This is a genomic window from Pedobacter duraquae, from assembly GCF_004362245.1.
In the GTDB taxonomy this organism is placed as follows: Bacteria; Bacteroidota; Bacteroidia; order Sphingobacteriales; family Sphingobacteriaceae; genus Pedobacter; species Pedobacter duraquae.
This window is the reverse complement of the sequence record NZ_SNWM01000004.1, coordinates 381,368-403,965: the sequence shown is the minus strand read 5'-3', so window position 1 is coordinate 403,965 and position 22,598 is coordinate 381,368. Positions and strand designations below refer to the sequence as shown.

The window sequence follows — 22,598 nt, the reverse complement described above, 5'->3', positions numbered from 1 at the left end:
ATTGGCCATGTTTTGACTATGACGTGTTGACCTGTAACATATTCAAATTGGAAGTATCTATTTACTAAAAGTTATTCATGAGAAGAATTAGACTTAGCGTTGTCCTATACCTGCTAACACTTTGTATTCCATACTTTTCCTCTGCTCAGGTAAAACCAGACTCCGTTCGGAAATTAGTGAGTGAGCAAATGCTTGTTCGAAATATACCTGGATTACAGGTCGCTATTGTCAAAGATAATAAGCTATGGTTCTCCGAAGCTTTTGGAGTAGCTAACGTTGAGCATCAAATACCGGTAACCAATGAAACTTTATTTTCTATCAACTCTGCAACTAAGGCGTTTACTGGTGTTGCCATTATGCAACTAGTTGAAGAAGGAAAAATAGATGTGATGCAGCCAGTTGGTCGTTACCTGGATAGTCTTCCTTTATTATGGCAGAATATCAAGGTTAAAAGCCTGCTTAACCATACCTCGGGTATCCCTGATTTCGTGAATGTAAGGAGCGGCGGCTATATTCAAGGCCTTCCTTATGTACAAGCGTTTAAAAAGACACGTGATTTGCCAATGGAGTTCGCAGAAGGAGAAAAGACCTCTTATAACCAAACAAACTATGTGCTTTTAGGCCAGATGATCGAAAAAATAAGCGGTAAGCGCTTTGAAGAATTTGTTAAAGAACGACAGTTTGGCCCTGCGGGAATGACATTAGCCAACTTTGGTGATTCGAGGGATATCGTCCCCAACAAAGCGCCAACATACGCGGTATCCAGGGTTACAGAGAAGAATTTTATAAAGGGTAAAACCTTGGAGCGCACCTGGGAAGAATTCCCCGAGCTTAGGTCGACGGCGGGAATCAATTGTACGGCAACCGAGCTGGCGCAGTGGATTATGGCCCTGCAATCCGGAAAACTATTAAGATCGCCAAATAGCTTACAACAGATGTGGGCAGCCGGAAAACTGAACGATGGCAGCTATGGAGGCTGGGCGTTGGGATGGGTGGCTAAGAGAAACGTAGCTCCGCGCGCCGTAGCAGGAATAGGCGGATCGAGGTCTTGGTTTTATGTATATCCGGACCACGGTCTGACTGTGATTGTACTAACTAATATGAAGTCCAATGGTCCGGAAAATTTAGCATCAGAAATAGCAGGTCTTTTTTATCCAGAACTTAAAGCGGCCAACGGTGGTAACCTTTCAGACGCGCTGATACCATTAAATAGCCTGTGGAAATCCAAAAAATACAAGGACCTGGATGCAGCTTATACTTATCTGCTAGCAAGGCAGCCTGGATATAAGCTTCAGCAGCGTGACCTGGTTAACTGGGCCTATTCCGTGTTGTTATTGGATAAGCGGCCAGTTGAAGCGGCACCAATATTTCGCCTGCTTTTGAGGCTTTATCCAAATAGTGTTGATGGAGCCGAAGGATTAGAGGCGGCTACTAAAGGTCTGACTAACAAATAAAATTTCTGGCATACTACAGATTTAGTAGATAAATTAACGAGATTGTTGTTTTAAAAGCGAAAAGCTCGATGTTGCCATTTTGTGAGTCAATTAATAGCTGAAAATATCGAAAACATCATATGAAAAGGACACTATTAATGCTCAGCTTTACGGTGCTGCTATTCGTTATATTAACCGTGGTCACTGCAAGTATCGAGACACCGTTTGACGGCAATGACAACTTTGGTTTTCCAGTCCGGTTTTATAAAATTTACGGCGGTAAACGAAGCTTTTATCCGCCAAATGAATTTTCGGCAGTTATGTTGTTAATTGATGTAGTGTTTGTATATCTTGCTGTATGGTTATCCAATGTTGTTTTGCTTAAATTCAAAACAAAAAATGAAAACGCTTAAACCAATTTTGATCCGGGTTTTTAAGACTTGTTGATTTCTGAAAATAAAATAAAATACATGAAAAAAATAGCATTCATAGTTCTTATTTCTTTTATGACAGGATGTAACCAAGGCACAGAGAAAAGTAATAATCCGCAGACCAATGATAGCTTGCAAATAAAAAATAATTCAGAAAAAGCTATCACAACCTTAAAAGAATTCTATTTTTCAGTTTACGGCGGTGATGAAAATAATGAAGGTCTGAAGAAAAAATATTTGTCAGAAAGGGTTTTAAAAAGAATTGACAGCCTGACTTCGGATAGTGAAAATCTCCAGTTAGATTACGACCCTTTTATAAATGGACAGGATTATGATGGAAAAACCATAAAAAAAACTTTACAAATTGAACCCCTACATCGTAAGAATGAATATCGTGTAAGTTTTCTTCAATTTGGACAAAAAGAAGAAAAACGAACAACTATAAATATCCTGCTAAAGGAAACTAAGGATGGGAAATTTTTGATTGATGGAATATTAAACGATAATTATCTGAACTTCAGCGAATCTAAGAAAGTCTCAAATATTGATTCGAAAAAAATCATAGCGTCTATTCTAAGTAAAGGTTATTTTTTAGTTGATAAACAGGAATGTGATTTGAATAATGACTCTTTCAAGGATCTGATCGTTGTTTTTGGTAATAACAAAGATGTTATTCCGAATGACCCCGAAACCAAAATTGCTCCTATAGTTGTACTTATTAATCAGAAAAGTGATGGTTACAAAGTGTTCAGCAATGAAAACATCTATCCAAACAGTTTTGCAGATGCATTTAAAAACCTTGTTATAAAAAAGTCTTTTTTTACGATTGAACTAACTAATGAGGTTCCAGATAATTATACTTCTGACAAGTACATAACTTTTAAATATGATGCAAACCAAGATCATATTTTTCTTTCCAAGTATGGTGAAAATATCAATTGGAACGATTCAAAAACTACTCATAAAGTGTGCACAGCTAAAGATTTCGGTGAAATTTCATTTGAAAATTACAACTCTGATCATATTCGTGATTTCTGTAAATAATTCTGCCGGGCGGAAACTCTATTCCATCAATGAAGTGTAAATTTTATCACATCGGAATGTAGAACAGTTTATTCGGAATATAGCGGTCGTACATGATTTGTTCATTTTGCTGCGCTACGGTCATGTCAATTAATTTTAAATCGCTCATCCCGCGAGGCGAATAAAAATGCCACTTCCATGCCGGTGCATTTTTGATAAAAAAATAGCTGTCATCGAATTCGTCATCTTTATATATTCCAGTGTACAACCTGCCAACAAGTAGAAATAGGAGGAATATACTACTAAATATTATTGCTTTTTTCTTTCCAGCCATGAGTTATTACTATTGGAGATTTCATTCCTTTTTTTTTGTAGGGTTGAAAATCCCACTCATTCAAGATTGAGGTTAAATTTGTATTGGATGGCTTACGCAGTTCCTGAATAAGTAACTGAAAAAACAGAGATATGTTTGCGTTTACGGCTTAGTTATTGATCTAGTGGGCATCAATTACTTAATAACATGACAAATACTATTAAATCTTTTCCCGGTAAAATTGCCATCTCGCTCCTCATAATGCTATGTGTATTTGTACAATCCTGTTCAGAACCTGCTGATAAATTTTTTGATGTAGCTGTGCTAAATACCAATACGATTGTTGATTTTGGAACACCACTATTGGCGAAACACATCAACGATCAAACAACGGAGTTTCCAGATATCCCCTCAAGCAAGAAAAAGGGTGATGAAGCCCTAACCTATGTGAATAATAATGTTTTATATATGGAAAAGACATTGAAGGACATTAAAGCGCTGACTGCGAACGGTGACGACAGAAAAGCCATTAAACAACAGTCGATCGCACTTTATGAACTTGTGATACCTGTATATAAAAACGAATACACAGCCTATGCAAAACTGTGTGATGCTAAAGCACCTGAGGCACAAAAACAGGATGTCATCAGATCCATTGAGCAGAAGTACAGTGCTAATTTTGTACAGCAATACGAAGCATTGTTATCCATTGGTAAAGCCTTTGCTAAAGAAAATCATATCAATGTAAGCTGGAATTAGTGTTTGATTTAAACACTGAGAATGATTAAGAGGTTGTATTACTGTAGTTTGCCTGATCTCTTTTGATGGACTACCCACGTGCTGTTGTTATTTTCAACAGAATTTATTATTATCTTCATATTGGGTCAGGTTTAATAGCGCAAAGCTTAAGACAAGCTTTATACCTGACTAGCAGCCGAATATACTTTCGAGTACTTGTTGACTAAGTATAAGCTCTAAAAACAGCATTAACCCTATGAATGATATGAAAGCATTAAAAAACATAGAAAGCATAAAACAGGAACTCGGTCGGTATTACGAAATGTCATTTGACAATGAGACCGGTGATTATTTGGACAATAAAGTAATAAAACAAAAACTGCAGCAATTGATCATCAATCAATATACTGATAAGGAAGTTGTCCGGCAGGTTCTTTTGCTACTGGCTGAAAATACCGGATGTGCGGAAGACCATGAAATAGCTGAAGAGATACTTAACCTGTTGCATGATAAAAAATATATTGATCAAAAAGATTTAGATTTTTTCTATCAAAACGTTGCAACTGGAAGGTGGTGTTAAGTTAAACAATCATTCACTGAGCTCTATTCCAACTTCGCATTATTTTTTGAATGATCCGATAAATGGTGATCAGATAAGACAGAAAGGAGATCGTAACATTCTGGGTTTCGAATCTGTGATAAATAAAAAGTACAGTTTAGGAAATGCGGACTTGATGTTGCAGGGAGGAGTTGGTTTGCGTTACGATGATGTTACTAGCATCGAACTTTTACATACGGCAAACAGAAGTACTACAATCGACGTGTTGATGTTGGGTAATGCGAATGCACGCCCTTTTTGTTATTGTTTATCGTCAGGAATTTAACCTTATATTTACATGTTCTATTTTCAGTGTCAAATGTCATAAATAATCACTTAATGACTAGTAATGAAGAATGGTTTTACAGATATTCCTAAGTATAAACTGGAGAACTTCAGGCATATCCACAGGCAGAATAATCCGGGCTCGGATTTTGGAAATAATATACCTGATGATTCTAAAATTATTGAAGGATTTGAAATTTATTCTAGTGATGGAATGGTTCCGTCGAAAGGACCCCTAAAATCTATTTTTTACAGGATCGGCATCACAGTTACCGGTTCGTTGAATATGCAGGTGGGCTTAGACGAATATGGCCACAGACCCGGCACCTTGACATTTACATTCCCTAGCCAGATTTTTTCAACGAGCAATCTTTCTGATGATGCATTTGGATACTATATGTTCTTTACTCCTGAATTTTTAAATGATATTATTCCCTCAATCAAAATCGCAGATGAGTTCCCATTCTACGATATTTCCGGTAGGCCTGTATTTCAAATTGAAAATGATGAATTGGAAAATATACTCTTGCTGGTGACGAAAATAAATACAGAACTGCAGTATAAAAAGTCGGGACGCAATAAAGCTATCAAAATGTACGTGTATTTAATATTGTTGGAAGCCAGAAGAAGTTATGAACGACAAAATATGGCTAACGCTAATTGTTTCCTTTCTGACTGTTCTAAATTGATTAACCGTTTCAAGAAATTAGTAACTCAATATTATCTTGATAAAAAGCAAGTCAACGACTATGCGCAAATGTTATCCGTCAGTCCTAATCATTTAAACAGAATAGTAAAAGAAAATACAGGAAAAACCGCGTCGGAAGCAATAAAAGAAATGATATTACAAGAAGCTAAATCATTGTTGCTTTATACTGAAAATTCCGTTTCCGAGATTGCTTATCGTTTAAATTTTTCTGACCCCGCTTCTTTCAATCGTTTTTTTAAAAATTCTACAAACGAAACTCCTCTCGCTCATCGGTCCAGGCATAATTAAGTCAACAAAAAGCATAATCAAGCTAATTACAAGCCTTTAATAATGATGAATTTTGTTTTATGGAACGCAGAAATTTCATAAAAAATACAACGCTTGCTACTTTGGGAGTGATTTTGATTCACCCTTTAGAGTTATTTGCAGAAAAAACAACAAATCCTATGGAAACAAAAGATCAATTAATGGACCTAAAATTACCGGCAGGCATACGAGAACGGTATGTACCAGCAGTAAATGGTTTAACAGTACATGTATTAGAAGCCGGTTTTGAGACCATAAAACGCCCTGCTGTGCTTCTGCTGCATGGCTTTCCAGAGCTTGCCTATAGTTGGCGAAAAGTAATGTTACCATTGGCTGCTGCTGGTTACCATGTAATCGCACCGGATATGCGTGGCTATGGCCGCACAACAGGGTGGGATGGGAATTATGATGGAAATTTTGCTTCTTTCAGGACACATGAGCTTTCACGCGATGCCATAGGTTTGGCAATGGCTATGGGACATGATTCTGTTTACGCTATAGTAGGACATGATGTGGGTGCCACAGTAGCAGCTTATTGCGCGCTCGTCAGACCAGACTTTTTTAGGTCACTTGTTATTTTAAGTTGTCCATTCGGCGGCGTACCAGCTTTACCTTTTGATGTTGTGGCGCAATCCGTACCAGCCCTGCAACCTACAGGTTCTGTAAAAGATCCCCTCGCAATATTACCAAATCCGCTTAAAGACAGCACTACCTATTTTTCAACACGGAATGCCAATGATGATATGCTGAACTGCAAGCAGGGACTGCATGATTTTCAGCGCGCTTATTTTCATGTAAAGAGTGCCGATTGGAATCAAAATAAAGGACTTTCTCCACTTGCTTCAGATACGGCGGAAGAACTCGCTAAGCAGCCAATTTATTACGTCTTAGATCTTGATAAAACGATGCCGGAACAAGTTGCGCCCTATATGCCTTCTAAACAAGAAATATCCGCCTGTAAATGGCTCCCCGATATTGAAATTGATGTGTATACCCAGGAGTTTAAGCGCACTGGTTTCCAGGGCGGATTGAATTGGTATCGTTGCAATACTAACGGATTGAACAAGTCTGACCTCGAACTTTTTTCGGGTCATACAATAGATGTGCCTTCTTGTTTTATCGCGGGGATCGCCGATTGGGCGAGATTTCGACCGGTTGGCGCATTGGAGCAAATGCAAAACCAAGCCTGCACGAAAATGGAAAGTTTTCACATCATTGAAGGTGCAGGACATTGGTTAGCCCAGGAACAACCAGAACTAATGACCAATTTGATTGTTGACTTTTTTGCAACGATAAAATAAAAGATAATTAAATAGGAGTTCAACTACATTTAAGTATCGACAATTGTAAACAATGATAGAAGTGTTCCAAAACTTTCAGTAAGAAGAAACAAGTTGTTTAAAAATGAAAAACACGAAATTGTAGATAAATCTTAGTCAACTCAAATTTATACTATGAAATATTAAAAAAAATCGGTGTGTTCGCAGATTCAAATTTAAACTGCAAAATACCTTGTGCTAAAGTTAACACTAAATAGGTTCATTATTGTTGTTACATAAAACACGAGTATTATGAAAAGGCAACTCATTATCATCTGTTTAACCCTAACCTGTTTAACTAACACTAGCCAGGCACAGGAAAACTTAAAAATAGCCTGGCCGGGTGACATCAAGTGGAAGATAGGTTCTAATCAAAAAAGTGGAAATACCCGAATGGTTGAGCTGATACCAGAAAATGAATCCATAAATAATTGGACGATCCTGGGCACTATGATTTCTATTATGGGGTCCAGGAGCACGTCTGTAGAAAAGGTTATGGAAATGACCTATAATCAAACAGTCAAGAACGCGCCGAAAGCTAAACTCACCATGATCGAGAAGGGAATTAAATCAGGTTCTACCTGGATATTGTTCCGGGTCGAGTCACCAGGCTTTAATAACAGTAAAATTCCCGAATCGCAGCTCTATTATATCATTCAGGGCAAAAAGGCTTTGTACTCGAATTTTGTGGCCGTTAAGCAACCTGCACTTGGCGTGTTGTTTGTTGAAAAATGGGCTAAGGTATTTAAAAATAGTGCGCTGGTAGATCAATAAGAACACAATTCTTTTTCATAAAATCCAGCTCTGTTTTGTTTGTGATAATATTGACCAGCTAAACGTTCCAGAAGACAGCTAAATTTTGTTCCAGAAGGGGCAGGCAGGAACATCCAAGTGGAAATACAAAATTTCATTTCAATGATCTGGAATTTAACTATATGGGCCTGAAAAAAAATATTACGTGTATATCGTGGCAGGAATTTAGCTCACTAGTAGCAACAGAAATATATGTTCTATGATAAATCTATTGATAAACGACAGTTCGAAAAATAACGTGCTTAACGAAATGAGTTTTGGCGGACTTCCCGTAAAAGAAATCGGCAAAACGCTTGAATGGCCAAGATGCCGCACATGTGATGCTGAAATGCAGTATCTGGGAAAAATAAAGACTGACATCGGTTTAGAGTTGGTTTTTATGTGTGCTAATGACCCAGGATTGTGTGATGAATGGGATGCTGATGGTGGCGGTAACAAGGTCATTATTGTCAACGATGAAAATCTTGAGTTTTTTAAACCTGACAATATGGAGTTAGCCCTCCGAAAAACGGAATATGGTGTCAACATCGTGGAAACAAATACTGTAGATTACGATAGGGCAAGAGCGGACTGGGAAGGAAATAGAAGAGAAGTATTAGGACAACTATACGGGGAGCCAACCTGGATACAAGGTGAAGAAACTCCCGAATGTGACTGCTGTAAAATTAGTATGAGGTTTGTTGCCCAATTAGAAGAAGGGCCCGACCATAAGACAGCGATGAATTTTGGCAGTGGCGTTGCATATTTGTTCGACTGCAAAGTGGGAAGGACGGCGAAATTTCTGTGGCAGTGCTAAGTCGGAGTAGAAAAATAAATCTCCCAAGCTGAAAGTTTAAACCCTCAGGGAATGGGTACAAATAAAATTAGCTGTACACTATCTCCCTGCTGAAAACTGTAGCTACATCGGTATGCTATGTAGCGAATATGGCGCGTTCGAAAAACGACCAAAACTACCGGCATTTATTTTTCAGCCTATTTTTTCGCCCTGAACGTCGCTCAGGGCTCAATTTTGATTCCTAATTCTTATATGCTACTGATAACTAGTATTTAATGGCAGATTTTTTGTCGGGGTATAATTAGTTAATTCTTTAACAAACCTTAAATCAAATGTTATGGCTTTCAAAGCAGGAACAGATTTTACGGGCAGCGTACACAGTGTAGTCCGGTGTGCGCGGTCAGCAGCCACGTCTGCAGATGTCAATGTCAGCGCTCTGACAGCAAGGTATATCGCCCCAAGGCTCCGGCGAGGCTGACATCAGCCAAATAACCAGCATCAATTGATATCCGTTTTTCATTCAGCTTCTCATTCTTTCCAAAAAGTAAATAATGGAATATAAATTAAACGTCAACATCGATATAGAAGGTACTCCTGTTACCACGTTCTCCAGCTTCAGCTTAAAGCAGCGCTTTAACGAGCACCATTCTTTTGAGCTTCGTTTCAACCAGGATCAGATTGAGCTGCCGGGTGCACTTTCCTTAAACATGTCCAAAGATTTTATCGGCAAAAACCTGAATATAGAATTTGGAAAGGTTCCTGGTTCTGAAAATCGCTTTTCAGGCATTGTTACCAATGTGGAGATCAGTCAGGAGCATGGCTTTATGGGCGATATCATCATCAGCGGATTCAGTCCTACTATCCTCATAGACCGCGGGCCAGACCTGGGTTCGTACCTGGCGAAGGACTTGAAGGAGATAGTTAATCAGGCTACCAAAGAAGTTCCTGCCAACGACCTGAGTATGGAGGTCAATCCAAACCGTAAAACACCCATAGATTACCTGATCCAGTATCGGGAAAGTGATTTTGAGTTTATCAACCGGCTTTCGGCGCAGTACCATGAATGGTTCTTCTACAACGGTACTCAGCTTGTTTTCGGAAAGCCCGATGAGTTGAAGGAAGTTAAGCTGATGTATGGTCGCGACCTCAGCAATGTGAAATACGGGATGAAGATAGCCCCTTTAAAATATAAGAAATTTGCCTATAACCCTAAAGAAGATGAATTGCTTAGCGCCGATGCACAGGGCAGCAGCTCCGGATCTTCAGACCGGATGCACGCCATAGATGCCTCTAATACGGTATTTAGCAAATCTTACAATCAGCCATTAACAACCCGGGCAGATAATAAATCGGAGATCGATTCTTTTGTAAAATACGAGCAGGAAGCTATCATGGCCGATCTGGTACAGATTACTGGCGTAGGTGACAATCCAGAGCTAAGTTTGGGCTGTATTGCCGATATAAGCATGAGTGTACGTGAGGCAAATGATTTTAATGTGGAAGATTTCGGGCGCTTTCTTGTTACCGAAGTCTCGCACCACATTGATGGTGTAGGACATTATAAACATACTTTCCAGGCCATTACTGCCGATAGCGAAAGGGTACCTGTTAAGCCGCGTTACCAACCCCGGCCAGATATGCAGCTTGCTGATGTGATAGACAATGCAGATCCGAAAGGACAGGGACGTATTAAAGTGAAATTTAAATGGGAATGCGGCTGCAATGACGTGACCGAATGGCTGCGCGTGGTGACACCCGATGCCGGAAGTTCTGATAAAGTAAGCAAGAACCGCGGATTTGTATTTATCCCGGAGATCGGCGATCAGGTATTGGTTGCTTTTGAAGAAGGCAATATCGCCCGTCCGCTGGTGATGGGGTCCGTGTTTCATGGTAAAAATGGAAGTGGAGGCAGCGCCAGCAACAATAGCAAAAGCCTGACTTCCAAAAGCGGGCATACCGTGCAGCTGGATGATGCCGGGGGCATGACCATCAGGGATAAAGACGAAAATGTGATCATCCTAGATGGGGAAGGTAATATCTCTATGAATTCCAAGATCAGCATTACCCTGACTTGCGGCGAAGGCGCGGCAAGTGCCATCACGATGGACAAAGATGGTAATATCATGCTCAAAGCAAAAAATATCACCGCCCTGGGCTCTGAACTGGTTTCTATGGCGTCGGGTGCTGGAGATGGGGATGCGTTCTCCGGATCTGGATTCTCTGTTGATCCGCAGGACATTAGTATTGGGGCTAAGGCAAAACTGAGTCTGGATGGCGCTACAACATTGGAGGCCATGTCATCAGCTGGTACAGTTACCGTTCAGGGTACTGCCGATACATTTGTTAGCGGAAAAATTGTTCATATCAACTAAGTAAGCTGGCGCATGGAAAATAACGCGATTATGCAACGGGTGATGATGCTTTCGGAAATGTGGACAGCAGCATTAGTGGAGCATCCACAGGTAACTACGTTTGCCTGGGTGGGTGCTTCTTCTGTAGAGTTTAAGACCATCAACGGCTTCATGATGTATCAGACTTCGCTGGAAAAGACTTTAGCGGATACTGTGCTGTACCTGGCGCAGGTTTATGATCCAGAAAAGCGCTCTTATGCTGAAAATATCTTAACCGACCTGGATGCGTATTTCAAGGCCTGGAATGGGGAGCCAGATCTCGTTGCAAATAGCGGAATGATCAACTGGACACCTACTGAGCGTGCTGATACAACAACAGAAAGCCAGTGGTTTATAGAAAATTTAACAAGCCTTGCTGTGGCATTGGATATCAATGGGCAAACAGAAAAGCTGGTTATTGCATTGATTCCTGCTGCTGGCGACTTCAGGGCTTTTTCTGGCTGGATAGGCGACTTAATTGAAGTCGGCATTCCTAACCACATCAGAGTGATGTTGTATGAATCCCGCGATTCTATGTTTTACAAAAAGCTGGAGCAAAACAAGGGCGCAGAATTTAAATACCTATACCCTGATCTGGACATCGCAGGCGCAATGGATCAGATTTTAGAAGAAACCAAGGCGAAAAAGCAGTCTGCAGAAGAAAGAGATCTGGTGAGCTTTCAGCAGGGCCTGATCAAGATGAATGAATCGGTTGCCTATGGCGATGAAGAAGTACTTTGCCATTACCGGGATTTCTGTTTGAAGCTGGCCAATCAGTACGGCTGGACTACGCAGGCTGCGCTGGTTAGGTTTTTTGAGTATAGTTTTTATGCTTCCATCAATAAAGAAAAAGAAGCACACCGAGCCATAGACCAGGCCATCAATATTACATTAGGCGCCACGCAGCAAAAAGCCGATACGCAGATTTATCAGTATTATATCGCTAAGGGCAATCTATATTTCATGAGCAGCAAATTTGAAGAAGCTGCAATGGTTTACAAAACTTGTCTCTCATTGGATAGAACCGGTACACAACCTTTGATGCTTGTCGGAATCCATCAGATGCTGGGCAACTCCCTGCGCCAAAGCGGCAAGAAGGACGAGGCCTGGGACAATTTTAAGTCAGGCTGGGATTTACTGAGTGCTGAAGGCGAGGAGGCACTTAAAGAAAATGCCATGGCCATGTTTTATGCCAGGGATATGCTCAAAGCTGCCAACGAAATTATGTTTACTGTTTATGCTCCTATAATGGACAGTTTGTGGGGAAATGGCTGGAGCGCCAGGCTTGAAGAACAATATCAACAGATGCAAAAATCAATTTAATATGGGCAACAACGTCATTACCTGGCTGGGAGCCATTTTTATTACCATCTCTGTAATCTATACCGGTTGCAGCTATTTTGAAAAGGATGCCGATGAGGACAACACTGCCGGTTATGTAGCTGCAAAAGCGGTTGTAGATTTCAAACTGCCGGCGCGTGTGAGCAGGTACGGAGCCAAGCCCCCACGCTACAACATTACGATAATCACTGCCTCGGGCGAAAAGATTACGCGATTTGATCTGGAGCTTGCCGGTGATCCGAAAGTGAAAGATACGGTTACGGTTTATTACGATCCAAAAAATCCTGAGACCAGCAAGGTCAAGAGCAAGCTCTAATTTTTTAAAGCGGATAACCATGTCATTGAAGATAGTCAATAGCCCCATAGTTCCGGTCACATCTGTAGACCCTCAGCCTGCAGCAAAGCATTTTGATATTGTTTTGGGTCTGGATTTTCATGTGCTGAAAGTACCATGGCCTATTACGCCTTGTCCGATTACCCCTTTCTGTGCATTGATCTTTGATCCGATGGATTATATCCATTTTACCATTCCGATTATGCCGGTATATTCTGCGGAAGAAAAGGGTATGACCTTTCCGAGGGACACCCCTATGGGGGGAACGGTTATGATCAACGACTGCTATAGGGGTGCTGCGCAGGGAGCGCTTTGGGGCATGCCTTCAGTTCCGCCGCTGGTTGGTAAGCTTAAAGGATTAGGGAAGGCCGTTAAGAAGCTGAATCTCCTGCATTTTGTGATTCCGCATCCGTTATTTTTATTGCCCAAGTTCTTCCATCCCCATGAGGGACAATTATCTCACGGTAGTGAAACCGTAAAAACTCAGGGTAATCTTCAGAGCACGTTTTTATGCAGGGCATATTCCTGCCAGGATATCGGTAAAATCCTGATGAATAATCCTACAGAAGGTTTTTACCTGAACTGGCTTACGGCCGTGATGGTGGTTTTGCCTTTTGGGAAGCCTGTTATTGTAGGCGGCAAGAAGGTGGAGCAGGAGCTTGGGTTTGCCGATTTGGTGAATGCACTGATGATGCTAGGGCTCAAACATGGGTTGAAATTCGCCATGAAACAGTTGGGCAAGCTGCTCACCAAGATGATGAAGAAAATTGAGGCCAGGTTTCCGAAATTTAGTAAATTCAGGAATGCCGTGCAGCCTTATGTGTGTAAATACCTTGGAGAGCCGGTTGATGCCGCCAGCGGGCACATGGCCAGTTATCTGGAAGGGTTTACCTTGCCCGGCCCGATTCCACTAGTTTGGGAAGCGAATTATTATAGCGACAGCAGGTACGACGGCCCTATGGGCAAAAATATTTACCACAGTTATGACATTAGTCTGCTGATTGATGATGAAGATCAGCTGGTGGTGATGAATGATACCGCAGGCAGGGCGGTTGTTTTCCCTGCATTGAAACCTGGGACAAGCTTTTATAATCCAATAGAGAAATATGAACTCCACCGTGCTGATGACGGAGAATATTTTGTGAGTCATAAAGACGGCTTATATTATTACTTCAATGCCCCGCTGGCTGATGCTGAAGGGCATGGCATGCTGCGCAGCATTGTAAACCGCAATGGTTTTGCCATCAGGTTTACCTATAACGAACAAGGGATGCTGGTGCAGATCAGAGACAGTGCAGATCGCATCATCACGGTAGAGAACAACGAAGCAGGGCAGATTACCGCGCTGCTGCTACCACATCCTACCTTGTCAGAAAATACCTTTAAAGCGGTTAGCTATACCTATACCGAAGATGGTAACTTAAATAATATGTACAATGCGGAAGGTTTCCGCAACCGTTTTGCCTGGAAAGACCGTTATATTACCGCCAGGCAGTTTAATGATGGTACCGTGTTTACATTTACCTATGACGAGGCAGGTAGATGCGTTGCTGCATTAGGACCAGAGGGCTTATATAGCTATACTTTTGAGTACCTGGATGGATTGACCATTGCGACCAACAGTTTGGGGAACAGCAAGTCGTATTTCCACCATGATGGCGTAGTAACCAGGATCGTGAATAGCCAGGGTGGCGAGCAGTTGTTTACCTATGATGATCGTTTTAACCTGATTGCGGACAGTAATGAACTGGGTATGGCAACAACATACGCTTATGACGACAAAGGCAATCTGACAGAGGTAAGCTTGCCGGGTCAGGGCAAAGTTGCCATTTCCTATAATGAGCTGAACAAACCTGTATCAACCACTTTGCCTAATGGCGGTTTGTGGACCTATGAATATGATGAGGCAGCTAATTTGATCAAGAGCGTTAACCCGATGGGCGGCGTGATTACCTATAGCTATGGCCCTGATGGACTGATGCAAAGTATCACTAACGTGATGGATCAGACTACGCATTTGCAATATGATCGTGACTATAACCTAAATGTGGTGGAGTTGCCTAACAGGAACCGGATCTCTTTTTACTGTGATGCGCTGGGCAGAAATATCGAGATTGTGGATGTTAGAGGAAATTCTCAATACCGGAAATACAATTTGCTGGGCGATGTGACCGAAGTGAAAAATGCTGACGGCAGTGTTTATCAGCTGACGTACGACAGTATGGGGAATGCGATTACAGTGAAGGATCAGCATTCCGAAGCATTTTTAGCGTACAACTTTTTCGGTGACGTAATACGCCGCACGCAAGGCGGTACGCAGATCAGTTTTGTGTACAATAAAGAAGGCGAACTTACCCAGGTAATCAATGAGCATGGCGAGTCTTATCTTTTTGAGCTGGATACCGAAGGGAAAGTGCTTACCGAAACAGGTTTCGATGGTTTGTCGAGAACTTATTTGCGCAATGCTGCCGGGCAGGTTGTGCGGCTCACCTTGCCAGACGGCAACGAGCAGGGATATGAATATACACCATCGGGGCAATTAAGTACGGTGTATTATGAGGCAGATGGCAGTTCAGAGCAATATGCCTATGATCAAATCGGTCAGCTGATTGCAGCCAACAATAAGGAAGCTGCTGTTCGCATGAAGCGCGATTTGCTGGGCAATATCATCCAGGAAAGCAGCAATGCGCATAGCTTGAACAGCAGGTATAATGCCATCGGTCAGCGGGTACATTTGAAAAGCAGTATGGGTGCCGACCTGAATCTGGGGTACAATGCGCAGATGAATTGGATGGAGCAGATCTCGGCCAACGGCTGGCATGCGGAGCTGCGGTATAATGACTGGGGTCAGGAGATCCAGCGGAGTATGCCGGGTAAGGTTGAGCAGCTGAATAATTATGACAGGGTTGGGCGTTTAACGCTGCAAAGTATACAGGGTGGCAGCAAGCGTCATGACCGGCAGTACAGTTGGGATGGAGACAGGCTGAAGTCAGTGCGCGATAGCAGCACCGGGCAGAAATCGTTTAGGCATGATGTTTACGGTAACCTGGCAGAGGTTATTTATGGTGATGGTACGGTAGAGTTCAAAATGCCGGATGCGGTGGGTAACCTGTTTGAAACCGAGCAGCAGAAAGACCGGGCCTATGGCAAGGGTGGCAGATTGCTGAAAAGTAAAAACGCTACGTTTGCTTATGATAAGCTTGGGAATTTAACGCGCAAGGAAGAGCGGAACGGTGATGTTTGGCTGTACGAATGGAATGTAGCGGGGATGCTGGCGAAGGTGATCCGTCCGGATGATCAGGAAGTGAGCTTTGGCTATGATGCACTGGGCAGAAGGGTCTGGAAGAAATTTAGGCAGACGACTACGCATTTTGTTTGGGACGGAAATGTACCTTTACATGAGTACAAGACGTTTGATACGGAGAAGGAACACGAGGATAACCAGCTTACGACCTGGATTTTTGAGGAGGATAACTTTATTCCTGTTGCGAAGATTAAACGGGAGAAGCGGTATAGTGTGGTCACGGATCATTTGGGTACACCGAATGCATTGTATGATGAGGAGGGTTTGAGTACCTGGCATGTGGAGCTGGATAGTTACGGTAGAGCCAGATTGAGTACCGGAAGTTCTTTGGCAGAGTGTCCATTCAGGTATCAGGGACAATATGAGGATCAGGAAACAGGGTTGTATTACAACAGGTTTAGGTATTATAGTCCGGAGGAAGGTGTTTATATTAGTCAGGATCCGATAGGGTTGAACGGAGGATTTGCGCTGTATAGTTACGTCGAAGACTGCAATTTTGCAATCGATCCTTTGGGGCTGAGTGGAATGCCCAAGTCAGGCTGGAATTATGGTAACATGCCGAAAATTGACAATTATCAATTACACCATGTTATACCGCGATCGAAAGCAAACCATCCAGCGCTAAAGGCGGCGGGATTTGACGTGGATAAGCCTAGCAATTTGATTTATTTGCCAAAAGATAGATCGGTTCATCCAACTAGAAGTGTACATAATGGATGGAATAAGCAACATGCCTTATATAACGCTGATATAACAGAACAACTTGACGATATTTACGAGACTGGAGTTAGTGAAGGATGGTCAAAAACAGATTTTAGAAATGCTGTAGATGATCTAAGAAAAGATGCAAAAAACGACCTGCGAAAAGGGAAGAAAAGATGTCATTAAATTAATAGAATTATGTATTTCAAATTTTTAGATTTTTATAAAAGAGATGTCTCATTTGTATTTAATGAGGAAAAAAGTTCCATTGATGTTCTAGCTTTAAAATCAGGGCAAATTGTCAATCTCACAGAGCCTCTCTTATTTGAGGTTGATAAGATTGATAGTTATATAAATGAATATGATGTCTTGCCAACATTTAATATGCCGTTGGTGAGCGGGACCTTTAAAAAAGTTTTTGATGACGTAGAAGCCGACCTGCAGTTTCTGGATGTTATTATTGAAGATGCGAATGGGAAGAGAATTGAGGATTTTTACCTCATGAATATTCTGAATGTTTTACCAATAATGGATCAAGAGCGATCTGTATATGATATCAAAAAATATGGCAAGGCGAATGTAATGAAGATCAAGAAATTGTTTTTAATCAGTGGGAGTTTAAAGGACCACTTGATTGTCAGGATGCAAGAACAAAAGTCTTATATTATTGTAACTGAAGAATTTCGACGTCGTTATGAAGGTGCTAATTTAAAAGGAGCCCAATTTATCGAGGAAGGAGATTCGATTTATACAGATATTTAAAACGCTTCATGAAGTTGCTTATTGAATGGAGAAGCCGTACCTAATTACTTATTAGAGAACAATCATGATTGAGAAAAAGGCAGGTTGTTTTTCATCAAGGTAGATAATTTTCTGTGGTAACAAACCCGGTATCAAAAAGATAAAGAACGTTCATTCCAATGGTTATGAAGAAGTTCTTTACAAGTAGGTTATTGAAAATGGCGAAAAAATTTAAGAAATACAACAAATAGTCTGTAAATGCATGCTAAATCACAGCCATTTCTTTGATACAAACTCATTTTTTATTTTTGAACTTCCATGAATCAGATGAAAATTGCCCGAGCTAACTTTGAAGACGTAACCGAATTAAACAGACTGGTAAATTCTGCATATCGTGGCGAAGAATCGAAAACAGGTTGGACTACTGAGGCTGAGATCCTGGATGGTATCAGGATTGACGAACAAGCGGTGGTTATGCTGTTGGGGAAATCAGGCGTGACGATCCTGAAAACATCTGATGTAGACGGTAAAATCCTCGGTACGGTATGTCTGGAAGTCAAACCAAATGGCCTTTACCTTGGTATGTTTGCGGTATCGCCAGATTCCCAGGGGCTTGGTATAGGCAAGTCTCTGCTGAGCGCGGCAGATCGGTTTGCGCTTGAAAATAGCTGTGGCAGCATAATCATTTCTGTGATTAGTACCCGCATTGAACTGATTGACTGGTACAAACGTCAGGGCTTTGTATCAACTGGATCATCTATTGCGTTTGATGAGATCGAGGGCCGGTTCGGTGATCCGAAAGTTGCTGATATTCGTCTGATTGAGATGGAAAAGGTGCTCAACAAGTAAACGGTTGATCTATATTCTTCGCTTGCGCATGCGACACCCGCTTTAAAACATCGTATTACTAAATTTGTTATGTCGGATAAAGGGGGTGAGATGTTAAAGATATTTGGTGTTAATTTTTTGCTCTTTATTGCCTATGTAGCACTAATTGTATTAAACTCTGCAAACAAGGATAGGGGCTTCAATATTGCGGTCGGCATGGCTGTTTGCATGTGTATCCAGGTGGTTTTGAATGGGATTGCCGGGGTTGTTTTTTTAGTGATTGGCAAAAGGGAGTTGGGTAGGATTTTACTGATCAGTGCGGGCGCTTTAATGCCTATAGGATTTGTAAGCTGGTTGATCCTGCTGCGTATTTTTGGATGACGTTAATCTCAGTTATCGTAAACATGTGAGGAATAATTTTGTTGAGTGTTGATCAAAGGAACATTAAACAATGAATTTTAAGCTAAAATGCTTTCAGATTGCGCTTTTATTGACTACCAGTGTTTACGCTGCGAATGCTCAAAGTATTGACAATAAAACATATTCTATTCTTCATCCTGTACCAAAGAATAAGATGAGGGAGATGGAGACTGACCGACCAGACGTTACAGAATCTCCATATACCGTTGATGCCGGCCATATCCAATATGAAACAGATCTATTTAGGGTAGAGCACGACAAAAGTGCTTCTATTGAAGATCGGCGGATTTTTGTGAATAACGGAAACTTAAAGATTGGACTATTCGAAAAGACTGCGCTTCAGGTAAATTTAGAAACGTTTATTTGGCAAAAGGAAAAAGCTGAAGATGGAATTATGAGGAGCAAGGGTAGAGGAGATATTACGATCCGGATCAAACAAAACTTGCTGGGCGATAATAAAGGAAGTTTTGCCCTCGCCATATTGCCATATCTCCGTTTGCCTACAGCTAAATATACTGATGATAGTAAATATGAAGGCGGTATCATTATTCCGATGAGCTACAAACTTCCTGGGGAGTGGAAACTTGGCACACAGCTAGAGGCAGACCTGGAAAATGATCAGGAAACGAATACCATGCATACTGATCTTTTGCAGTCGCTAACTATTAGTCACGAAGTTTTGAAAAATCTAGATGGAATTGCGGAGACTTATTACCGATACGATTTCAACGCCCATCACTGGACAAACTTTCTGAATGCTTCTGCGCAATATAAGGTTTCAAAAGATTTTATGATCGACGCAGGAATGAATTATGGAATACAAAAAGATGCTGTTCGCAGTTATTTCATGGGAACCGCATTTAGGTTTTAGGAATCCAAAGTTTATCGAGATTCGCCTTGTTGCTCTCAACTGAATAATTACCGCTGTTTATACAATTCATTGAAAAGAAACTTTTCATTTCTGCTCATTAACTTTAGTTTATTTCCCATACGAATCATCTATTACTATTCCTGTTTTAGGTTTAGCTATTGTGGTTTGCTGGATTATTGTTTTTGTGTTTTTTGACCATGTTTCGGTGATGATATATCCGGCTGCATTCAGCACTTTCTTCACCTCGGCTGCATTGGTTCCAGATTTGGTAAAAGCGTCAGAAAATAATATTCCGTCTTCTTTGGACATAGTGGTTAGTTTGTGCCAGTCTGAGTTAGCTGAGATTAGTTCTTGAAATGCGTTGGTCAGTGTCATAAGCGTATGATTAGATAGGTTTAAAATTTTTTAAGTTGCTTCCATGCGGTCAATATAAGCGCCGATGGAAATGACATAATATTGTTCGAGATAATCTTCAGTGCGTTGGAGCCATTGGCTGCCAACTTTGTAAAGCATGATTTCCTGTCCGCTATTGAAAGAAAGCTTCCATACTTTCATTCTCTTAAATGTGGTGGCAATGATTTTTATGATTTGGATACTGCCGTCTGTTAACCTGATCTTGTAATCCATTGTGATGATTTACGGGTAAACCAATTCCAGTTTACTTTGCTAGTATAACGCTTTAACATCAGAAAGCTTGCACAAGTAAGCATAATAGATTTATAATACCTCAATAAAAGTTATTAAACAGAACATGGCGGTATTTTTTTGTTGACACGTATATTTTCAAACCCTGACATTATGACAAAGTCTTTTTTAAATTAGAATAGGTTCTTCTAACTTTTTCACCGCTGTGTATACGGGAACCTTTTCTTTGCAATTGCTATATCATTTTTTTTAGTTTGAAGTTTGCATATTTGTAATAAGATGAGTAAAAAATTTTAGATGATGAGCAGAATCATACCGATACTTTCGATGGTCTTTTTTATGAGTTGTATTAATTTCCATGACGAAGTGATCCAGAATAAAAAGTGGCGTATGGTTAAAGAATCTGTCACAACGGCGGACAAAGCCAGAACTAGTACCAGTACTAAGGTTAAGGACTTCAGCATTATAGATTACTTATACTTTGATAGCGCAGATCAGCTTTCCATCATTAGCTACGGAGCAACAACAAAATATAACTATAAGATAAAAGACAGCGTCCTAACCTTTGAAAATCCAAAAGCATTTCATAAAACAGGTGAATACGGAATAAAAGTCTCAAACAAAGACAGCCTTGTACTCATCCGGACTGAGACATTTGGTAATGACGCATTCATGAAAATTACTGCAGTCCTTCACATGGCTGCTATCAAATAATCCCCTTTTTTCCATCAAATCGATTAGGCCGCATAAATGATTAGGATGTCGTCGGAATTGAAAAAGAAGACTTGCTTCTGATTTAGGCGGTAGATTACCACTGAGAATTTGTTCGGTAGAATTTCGATTTCAAGGACTTTTCCCAGGTTGACAAGTTCATCGCCAATCTTAAGGTGCTTAATGTCTATATTTATGAATACTCCTGATGAAGACAATATTCTATTCATGGTTTTCAAGTTTTGAGTGCGTAAACAACTGGAACTGATTCGCCAGCCATGGTAATTTTTGTTAAGATAGAATATTTTCTTTAATATTGATTTAATCTTTTTGAATTTACAACCTGGAGGTTTACTTTAACCGCTGGAACTGATTAACCTTGATCGCCTGGATCAGTAACGTTTTTGGTTTGATGCACAATTTCGCTTATTACCTTGTCTAATTCTTTTGTGGAAGTAGCCAGATGGTGATAGAGTTGTTGATCTGATTCCTTTTGTTTTTCCAACTGTATTAAATTGGCCAAACTGATGATCTTTGCCAGAGGTGCTCTTACCAGATGGGACTGCATGTACGCGATATCTTTTAGCTTTTCATGCTGTAATTGAAGGGCAGTTGCACGGTCTTCTGCCTGGCTGACCATGTACTTTAATCTTTCGATTAGGTAAAGTACCAGTATCACCAGTGTGGAATTGATCAGGATGAAATTCATAGCAGTAATGATCCAGGTGCTTGTAGTATACCGGATCAGCAACTGCGTGTTAATCCACTTAAATCTAATTACACAGTAAAAGCAGATGCACCAGATGAGGTTGGCTACTAGTGAGAGGTAAGCCGATTTCCTGGAAAAAGATAGGGCGATAAAGATACTGAGCGCAGCCAGATAAAACCCGCCGATCTCAAAAGAACCCATAATTATCGTCGTCAACGTGGAAAAAATGATAATGATCATCCCCATGAAGAGTTTTCTAGACCTCATGCTCAGGTGCCTATTGAGCAGGATTATTGCGGTAGATACAGAGCAAACGGCATCTATCCATGCACTCAGGAACTGTCCACGAAAGCATTTGATCACGATTATTGGCAATACAGTAAGGGCAGTCATAGGAAGTGCATAAATAATGACGATAATGAAAAGCTGGTTTCGCCAATAATGAATATCCTTTTGAGTGCTTTGTGCCCCCGACATGGAGCCCTCATGAACATGCCGTTTGTAGTTGCGCCATGCTCTTTTCATACTCAGGGTGATGATATTTTCTTTCTTTAACATCCCGGGAATTGATTTATAAATTTGGAAAATAAACAAACGGTGAAACGTTGGCATCACCTAAAGAGGTAAAATTGGACAATTTTAGTTTACTAAAGAAGCAATGAAGGTGTTGATTTGCTTCTTTTCAATTTTAGTGGATAGTGAAGACAGATCTTTTTGAAAAAAAATTATGAACAATACGGATTTTGCGGCCATTTTTAGAAGAGATGAAGGCAGAGGCTGTGGCACTTTAGATAAATTATTACCAACGAGCGAGCAGGAGGTATGGCCGATTTGGGAAGATGCGATTTCTTTCTAGATA

Annotated in this window: 25 protein-coding genes; 20 read left to right on the top strand and 5 right to left on the bottom strand. The window is 40.8% G+C overall.

What is annotated here, in order from left to right; translation table 11 throughout:
• The first annotated feature begins 77 nt into the window (after window positions 1-77).
• The 3 genes from CLV32_RS17345 to CLV32_RS17335 all read left to right on the top strand — a co-directional run bounded on the left by CLV32_RS17345 (window position 78) and on the right by CLV32_RS17335 (window position 2,908).
• Entirely contained in the window at window positions 78-1,454 is a 1,377-nt protein-coding gene (locus CLV32_RS17345) for a serine hydrolase domain-containing protein (protein WP_133557851.1), read from the top strand.
• A 119-nt stretch (window positions 1,455-1,573) separates the two neighbouring features.
• Entirely contained in the window at window positions 1,574-1,846 is a 273-nt protein-coding gene (locus CLV32_RS17340; RefSeq protein ID WP_133557849.1) for a hypothetical protein, read from the top strand.
• A 57-nt stretch (window positions 1,847-1,903) separates the two neighbouring features.
• On the top strand, window positions 1,904-2,908 hold the full coding sequence (locus CLV32_RS17335; RefSeq protein ID WP_133557847.1) for a DUF3828 domain-containing protein: 1,005 nt from the start codon (window positions 1,904-1,906) through the stop codon (window positions 2,906-2,908).
• A gap of 46 nt (window positions 2,909-2,954) precedes the next feature.
• On the opposite strand, the gene CLV32_RS17330 is transcribed toward CLV32_RS17335, so the two are convergent.
• Entirely contained in the window at window positions 2,955-3,221 is a 267-nt protein-coding gene (locus CLV32_RS17330; RefSeq protein WP_133557844.1) for a hypothetical protein, read from the bottom strand.
• Between the two features lie 186 nt (window positions 3,222-3,407).
• Here CLV32_RS17330 and CLV32_RS17325 point away from each other — a divergent pair, with 186 nt between their 5' ends.
• From CLV32_RS17325 to CLV32_RS17255, 15 genes are all read left to right on the top strand, one after another.
• Entirely contained in the window at window positions 3,408-3,959 is a 552-nt protein-coding gene (locus CLV32_RS17325) for a hypothetical protein (RefSeq protein ID WP_133557842.1), read from the top strand.
• A gap of 244 nt (window positions 3,960-4,203) precedes the next feature.
• Window positions 4,204-4,518 (top strand): hypothetical protein, encoded by a 315-nt coding sequence (locus tag CLV32_RS17320; RefSeq protein WP_133557840.1) that lies wholly within the window; start codon window positions 4,204-4,206, stop codon window positions 4,516-4,518.
• On the top strand, window positions 4,496-4,822 hold the full coding sequence (locus CLV32_RS17315; protein WP_133557838.1) for a hypothetical protein: 327 nt from the start codon (window positions 4,496-4,498) through the stop codon (window positions 4,820-4,822). The genes CLV32_RS17320 and CLV32_RS17315 overlap by 23 nt, the downstream gene beginning before the upstream one ends.
• 63 nt (window positions 4,823-4,885) lie before the next feature.
• Window positions 4,886-5,818: a helix-turn-helix domain-containing protein gene (locus CLV32_RS17310; RefSeq protein WP_133557836.1), complete on the top strand. Its 933-nt coding sequence runs from the start codon at window positions 4,886-4,888 to the stop codon at window positions 5,816-5,818.
• A gap of 59 nt (window positions 5,819-5,877) precedes the next feature.
• A complete protein-coding gene (locus tag CLV32_RS17305; RefSeq protein WP_208111042.1) occupies window positions 5,878-7,137 on the top strand; it encodes an alpha/beta hydrolase in 1,260 nt (419 codons plus the stop codon).
• 270 nt (window positions 7,138-7,407) lie between these two features.
• Window positions 7,408-7,929 carry a hypothetical protein gene (locus CLV32_RS17300; protein ID WP_133557834.1) on the top strand — a complete coding sequence of 174 codons (522 nt, stop codon included), beginning with the start codon at window positions 7,408-7,410 and terminating at the stop codon, window positions 7,927-7,929.
• 238 nt (window positions 7,930-8,167) lie between these two features.
• Window positions 8,168-8,764, top strand: coding sequence for a hypothetical protein (locus CLV32_RS17295; RefSeq protein WP_133557832.1), 597 nt, complete (start codon window positions 8,168-8,170; stop codon window positions 8,762-8,764).
• Between the two features lie 530 nt (window positions 8,765-9,294).
• Window positions 9,295-11,115, top strand: a complete 1,821-nt coding sequence (locus CLV32_RS17290; RefSeq protein WP_133557830.1) for a type VI secretion system Vgr family protein — start codon at window positions 9,295-9,297, stop codon at window positions 11,113-11,115.
• Between the two features lie 12 nt (window positions 11,116-11,127).
• On the top strand, window positions 11,128-12,456 hold the full coding sequence (locus CLV32_RS17285) for a tetratricopeptide repeat protein (RefSeq protein WP_133557828.1): 1,329 nt from the start codon (window positions 11,128-11,130) through the stop codon (window positions 12,454-12,456).
• A 1-nt stretch (window position 12,457) separates the two neighbouring features.
• Window positions 12,458-12,790: a hypothetical protein gene (locus CLV32_RS17280; RefSeq protein WP_133557826.1), complete on the top strand. Its 333-nt coding sequence runs from the start codon at window positions 12,458-12,460 to the stop codon at window positions 12,788-12,790.
• 19 nt (window positions 12,791-12,809) lie between these two features.
• A complete protein-coding gene (locus tag CLV32_RS17275; protein WP_133557824.1) occupies window positions 12,810-17,000 on the top strand; it encodes an RHS repeat-associated core domain-containing protein in 4,191 nt (1,396 codons plus the stop codon).
• 12 nt (window positions 17,001-17,012) lie between these two features.
• Window positions 17,013-17,576: an imm11 family protein gene (locus CLV32_RS17270; RefSeq protein WP_133557822.1), complete on the top strand. Its 564-nt coding sequence runs from the start codon at window positions 17,013-17,015 to the stop codon at window positions 17,574-17,576.
• 297 nt (window positions 17,577-17,873) lie between these two features.
• Entirely contained in the window at window positions 17,874-18,404 is a 531-nt protein-coding gene (locus CLV32_RS17265; RefSeq protein ID WP_133557820.1) for a GNAT family N-acetyltransferase, read from the top strand.
• 69 nt (window positions 18,405-18,473) lie between these two features.
• On the top strand, window positions 18,474-18,764 hold the full coding sequence (locus CLV32_RS17260) for a hypothetical protein (RefSeq protein ID WP_166641973.1): 291 nt from the start codon (window positions 18,474-18,476) through the stop codon (window positions 18,762-18,764).
• Window positions 18,765-18,834: 70 nt separating this feature from the next.
• Complete coding sequence (locus CLV32_RS17255) at window positions 18,835-19,674, top strand: transporter (RefSeq protein WP_133557816.1); 840 nt, start codon at window positions 18,835-18,837, stop codon at window positions 19,672-19,674.
• A 108-nt stretch (window positions 19,675-19,782) separates the two neighbouring features.
• Here the strand turns inward: CLV32_RS17255 and CLV32_RS17250 are convergent, their stop codons facing one another.
• Together CLV32_RS17250 and CLV32_RS17245 are read right to left on the bottom strand one after the other, a co-directional pair.
• The gene (locus tag CLV32_RS17250; RefSeq protein WP_133557814.1) at window positions 19,783-20,049 is read right to left on the bottom strand and encodes a hypothetical protein; all 267 of its coding nucleotides are present in this window, start codon (window positions 20,047-20,049) and stop codon (window positions 19,783-19,785) included.
• Window positions 20,050-20,079: 30 nt separating this feature from the next.
• The gene (locus tag CLV32_RS17245) at window positions 20,080-20,301 is read right to left on the bottom strand and encodes a hypothetical protein (protein ID WP_133557812.1); all 222 of its coding nucleotides are present in this window, start codon (window positions 20,299-20,301) and stop codon (window positions 20,080-20,082) included.
• A 315-nt stretch (window positions 20,302-20,616) separates the two neighbouring features.
• Between CLV32_RS17245 and CLV32_RS17240 the strand changes: the two genes are divergently transcribed.
• On the top strand, window positions 20,617-21,033 hold the full coding sequence (locus CLV32_RS17240; RefSeq protein ID WP_133557810.1) for a hypothetical protein: 417 nt from the start codon (window positions 20,617-20,619) through the stop codon (window positions 21,031-21,033).
• A gap of 23 nt (window positions 21,034-21,056) precedes the next feature.
• Here CLV32_RS17240 and CLV32_RS17235 read toward each other — a convergent pair whose 3' ends face one another.
• Window positions 21,057-21,260: a hypothetical protein gene (locus CLV32_RS17235; RefSeq protein WP_133557808.1), complete on the bottom strand. Its 204-nt coding sequence runs from the start codon at window positions 21,258-21,260 to the stop codon at window positions 21,057-21,059.
• 143 nt (window positions 21,261-21,403) lie between these two features.
• Window positions 21,404-22,297, bottom strand: coding sequence for a phytochrome family protein (locus CLV32_RS17230; protein ID WP_133557807.1), 894 nt, complete (start codon window positions 22,295-22,297; stop codon window positions 21,404-21,406).
• A 169-nt stretch (window positions 22,298-22,466) separates the two neighbouring features.
• Here CLV32_RS17230 and CLV32_RS23420 point away from each other — a divergent pair, with 169 nt between their 5' ends.
• Window positions 22,467-22,595: a hypothetical protein gene (locus CLV32_RS23420; RefSeq protein ID WP_262711527.1), complete on the top strand. Its 129-nt coding sequence runs from the start codon at window positions 22,467-22,469 to the stop codon at window positions 22,593-22,595.
• The last annotated feature ends 3 nt before the right edge of the window (window positions 22,596-22,598 follow it).

Bases quoted from the DNA above. Each gene is read 5' to 3' on its own strand.
- CLV32_RS17325 (WP_133557842.1), top strand. From the start codon at position 3,408: ATGACAAATACTATTAAATCTTTTCCCGGTAAAATTGCCATCTCGCTC.
- CLV32_RS17335 (WP_133557847.1), top strand. From the start codon at position 1,904: ATGAAAAAAATAGCATTCATAGTTCTTATTTCTTTTATGACAGGATGT.
- CLV32_RS17280 (WP_133557826.1), top strand. From the start codon at position 12,458: ATGGGCAACAACGTCATTACCTGGCTGGGAGCCATTTTTATTACCATC.
- CLV32_RS17340 (WP_133557849.1), top strand. From the start codon at position 1,574: ATGAAAAGGACACTATTAATGCTCAGCTTTACGGTGCTGCTATTCGTT.
- CLV32_RS17320 (WP_133557840.1), top strand. From the start codon at position 4,204: ATGAAAGCATTAAAAAACATAGAAAGCATAAAACAGGAACTCGGTCGG.
- CLV32_RS17250 (WP_133557814.1), bottom strand. From the start codon at position 20,049: ATGACACTGACCAACGCATTTCAAGAACTAATCTCAGCTAACTCAGAC.
- CLV32_RS17260 (WP_166641973.1), top strand. From the start codon at position 18,474: ATGTCGGATAAAGGGGGTGAGATGTTAAAGATATTTGGTGTTAATTTT.
- CLV32_RS17275 (WP_133557824.1), top strand. From the start codon at position 12,810: ATGTCATTGAAGATAGTCAATAGCCCCATAGTTCCGGTCACATCTGTA.
- CLV32_RS17305 (WP_208111042.1), top strand. From the start codon at position 5,878: ATGGAACGCAGAAATTTCATAAAAAATACAACGCTTGCTACTTTGGGA.
- CLV32_RS17310 (WP_133557836.1), top strand. From the start codon at position 4,886: ATGAAGAATGGTTTTACAGATATTCCTAAGTATAAACTGGAGAACTTC.
- CLV32_RS17240 (WP_133557810.1), top strand. From the start codon at position 20,617: ATGATGAGCAGAATCATACCGATACTTTCGATGGTCTTTTTTATGAGT.
- CLV32_RS23420 (WP_262711527.1), top strand. From the start codon at position 22,467: ATGAACAATACGGATTTTGCGGCCATTTTTAGAAGAGATGAAGGCAGA.
- CLV32_RS17330 (WP_133557844.1), bottom strand. From the start codon at position 3,221: ATGGCTGGAAAGAAAAAAGCAATAATATTTAGTAGTATATTCCTCCTA.
- CLV32_RS17345 (WP_133557851.1), top strand. From the start codon at position 78: ATGAGAAGAATTAGACTTAGCGTTGTCCTATACCTGCTAACACTTTGT.
- CLV32_RS17230 (WP_133557807.1), bottom strand. From the start codon at position 22,297: ATGTTAAAGAAAGAAAATATCATCACCCTGAGTATGAAAAGAGCATGG.
- CLV32_RS17285 (WP_133557828.1), top strand. From the start codon at position 11,128: ATGGAAAATAACGCGATTATGCAACGGGTGATGATGCTTTCGGAAATG.
- CLV32_RS17245 (WP_133557812.1), bottom strand. From the start codon at position 20,301: ATGGATTACAAGATCAGGTTAACAGACGGCAGTATCCAAATCATAAAA.
- CLV32_RS17270 (WP_133557822.1), top strand. From the start codon at position 17,013: ATGTATTTCAAATTTTTAGATTTTTATAAAAGAGATGTCTCATTTGTA.
- CLV32_RS17295 (WP_133557832.1), top strand. From the start codon at position 8,168: ATGATAAATCTATTGATAAACGACAGTTCGAAAAATAACGTGCTTAAC.
- CLV32_RS17235 (WP_133557808.1), bottom strand. From the start codon at position 21,260: ATGAATAGAATATTGTCTTCATCAGGAGTATTCATAAATATAGACATT.
- CLV32_RS17265 (WP_133557820.1), top strand. From the start codon at position 17,874: ATGAATCAGATGAAAATTGCCCGAGCTAACTTTGAAGACGTAACCGAA.
- CLV32_RS17300 (WP_133557834.1), top strand. From the start codon at position 7,408: ATGAAAAGGCAACTCATTATCATCTGTTTAACCCTAACCTGTTTAACT.
- CLV32_RS17290 (WP_133557830.1), top strand. From the start codon at position 9,295: ATGGAATATAAATTAAACGTCAACATCGATATAGAAGGTACTCCTGTT.
- CLV32_RS17255 (WP_133557816.1), top strand. From the start codon at position 18,835: ATGAATTTTAAGCTAAAATGCTTTCAGATTGCGCTTTTATTGACTACC.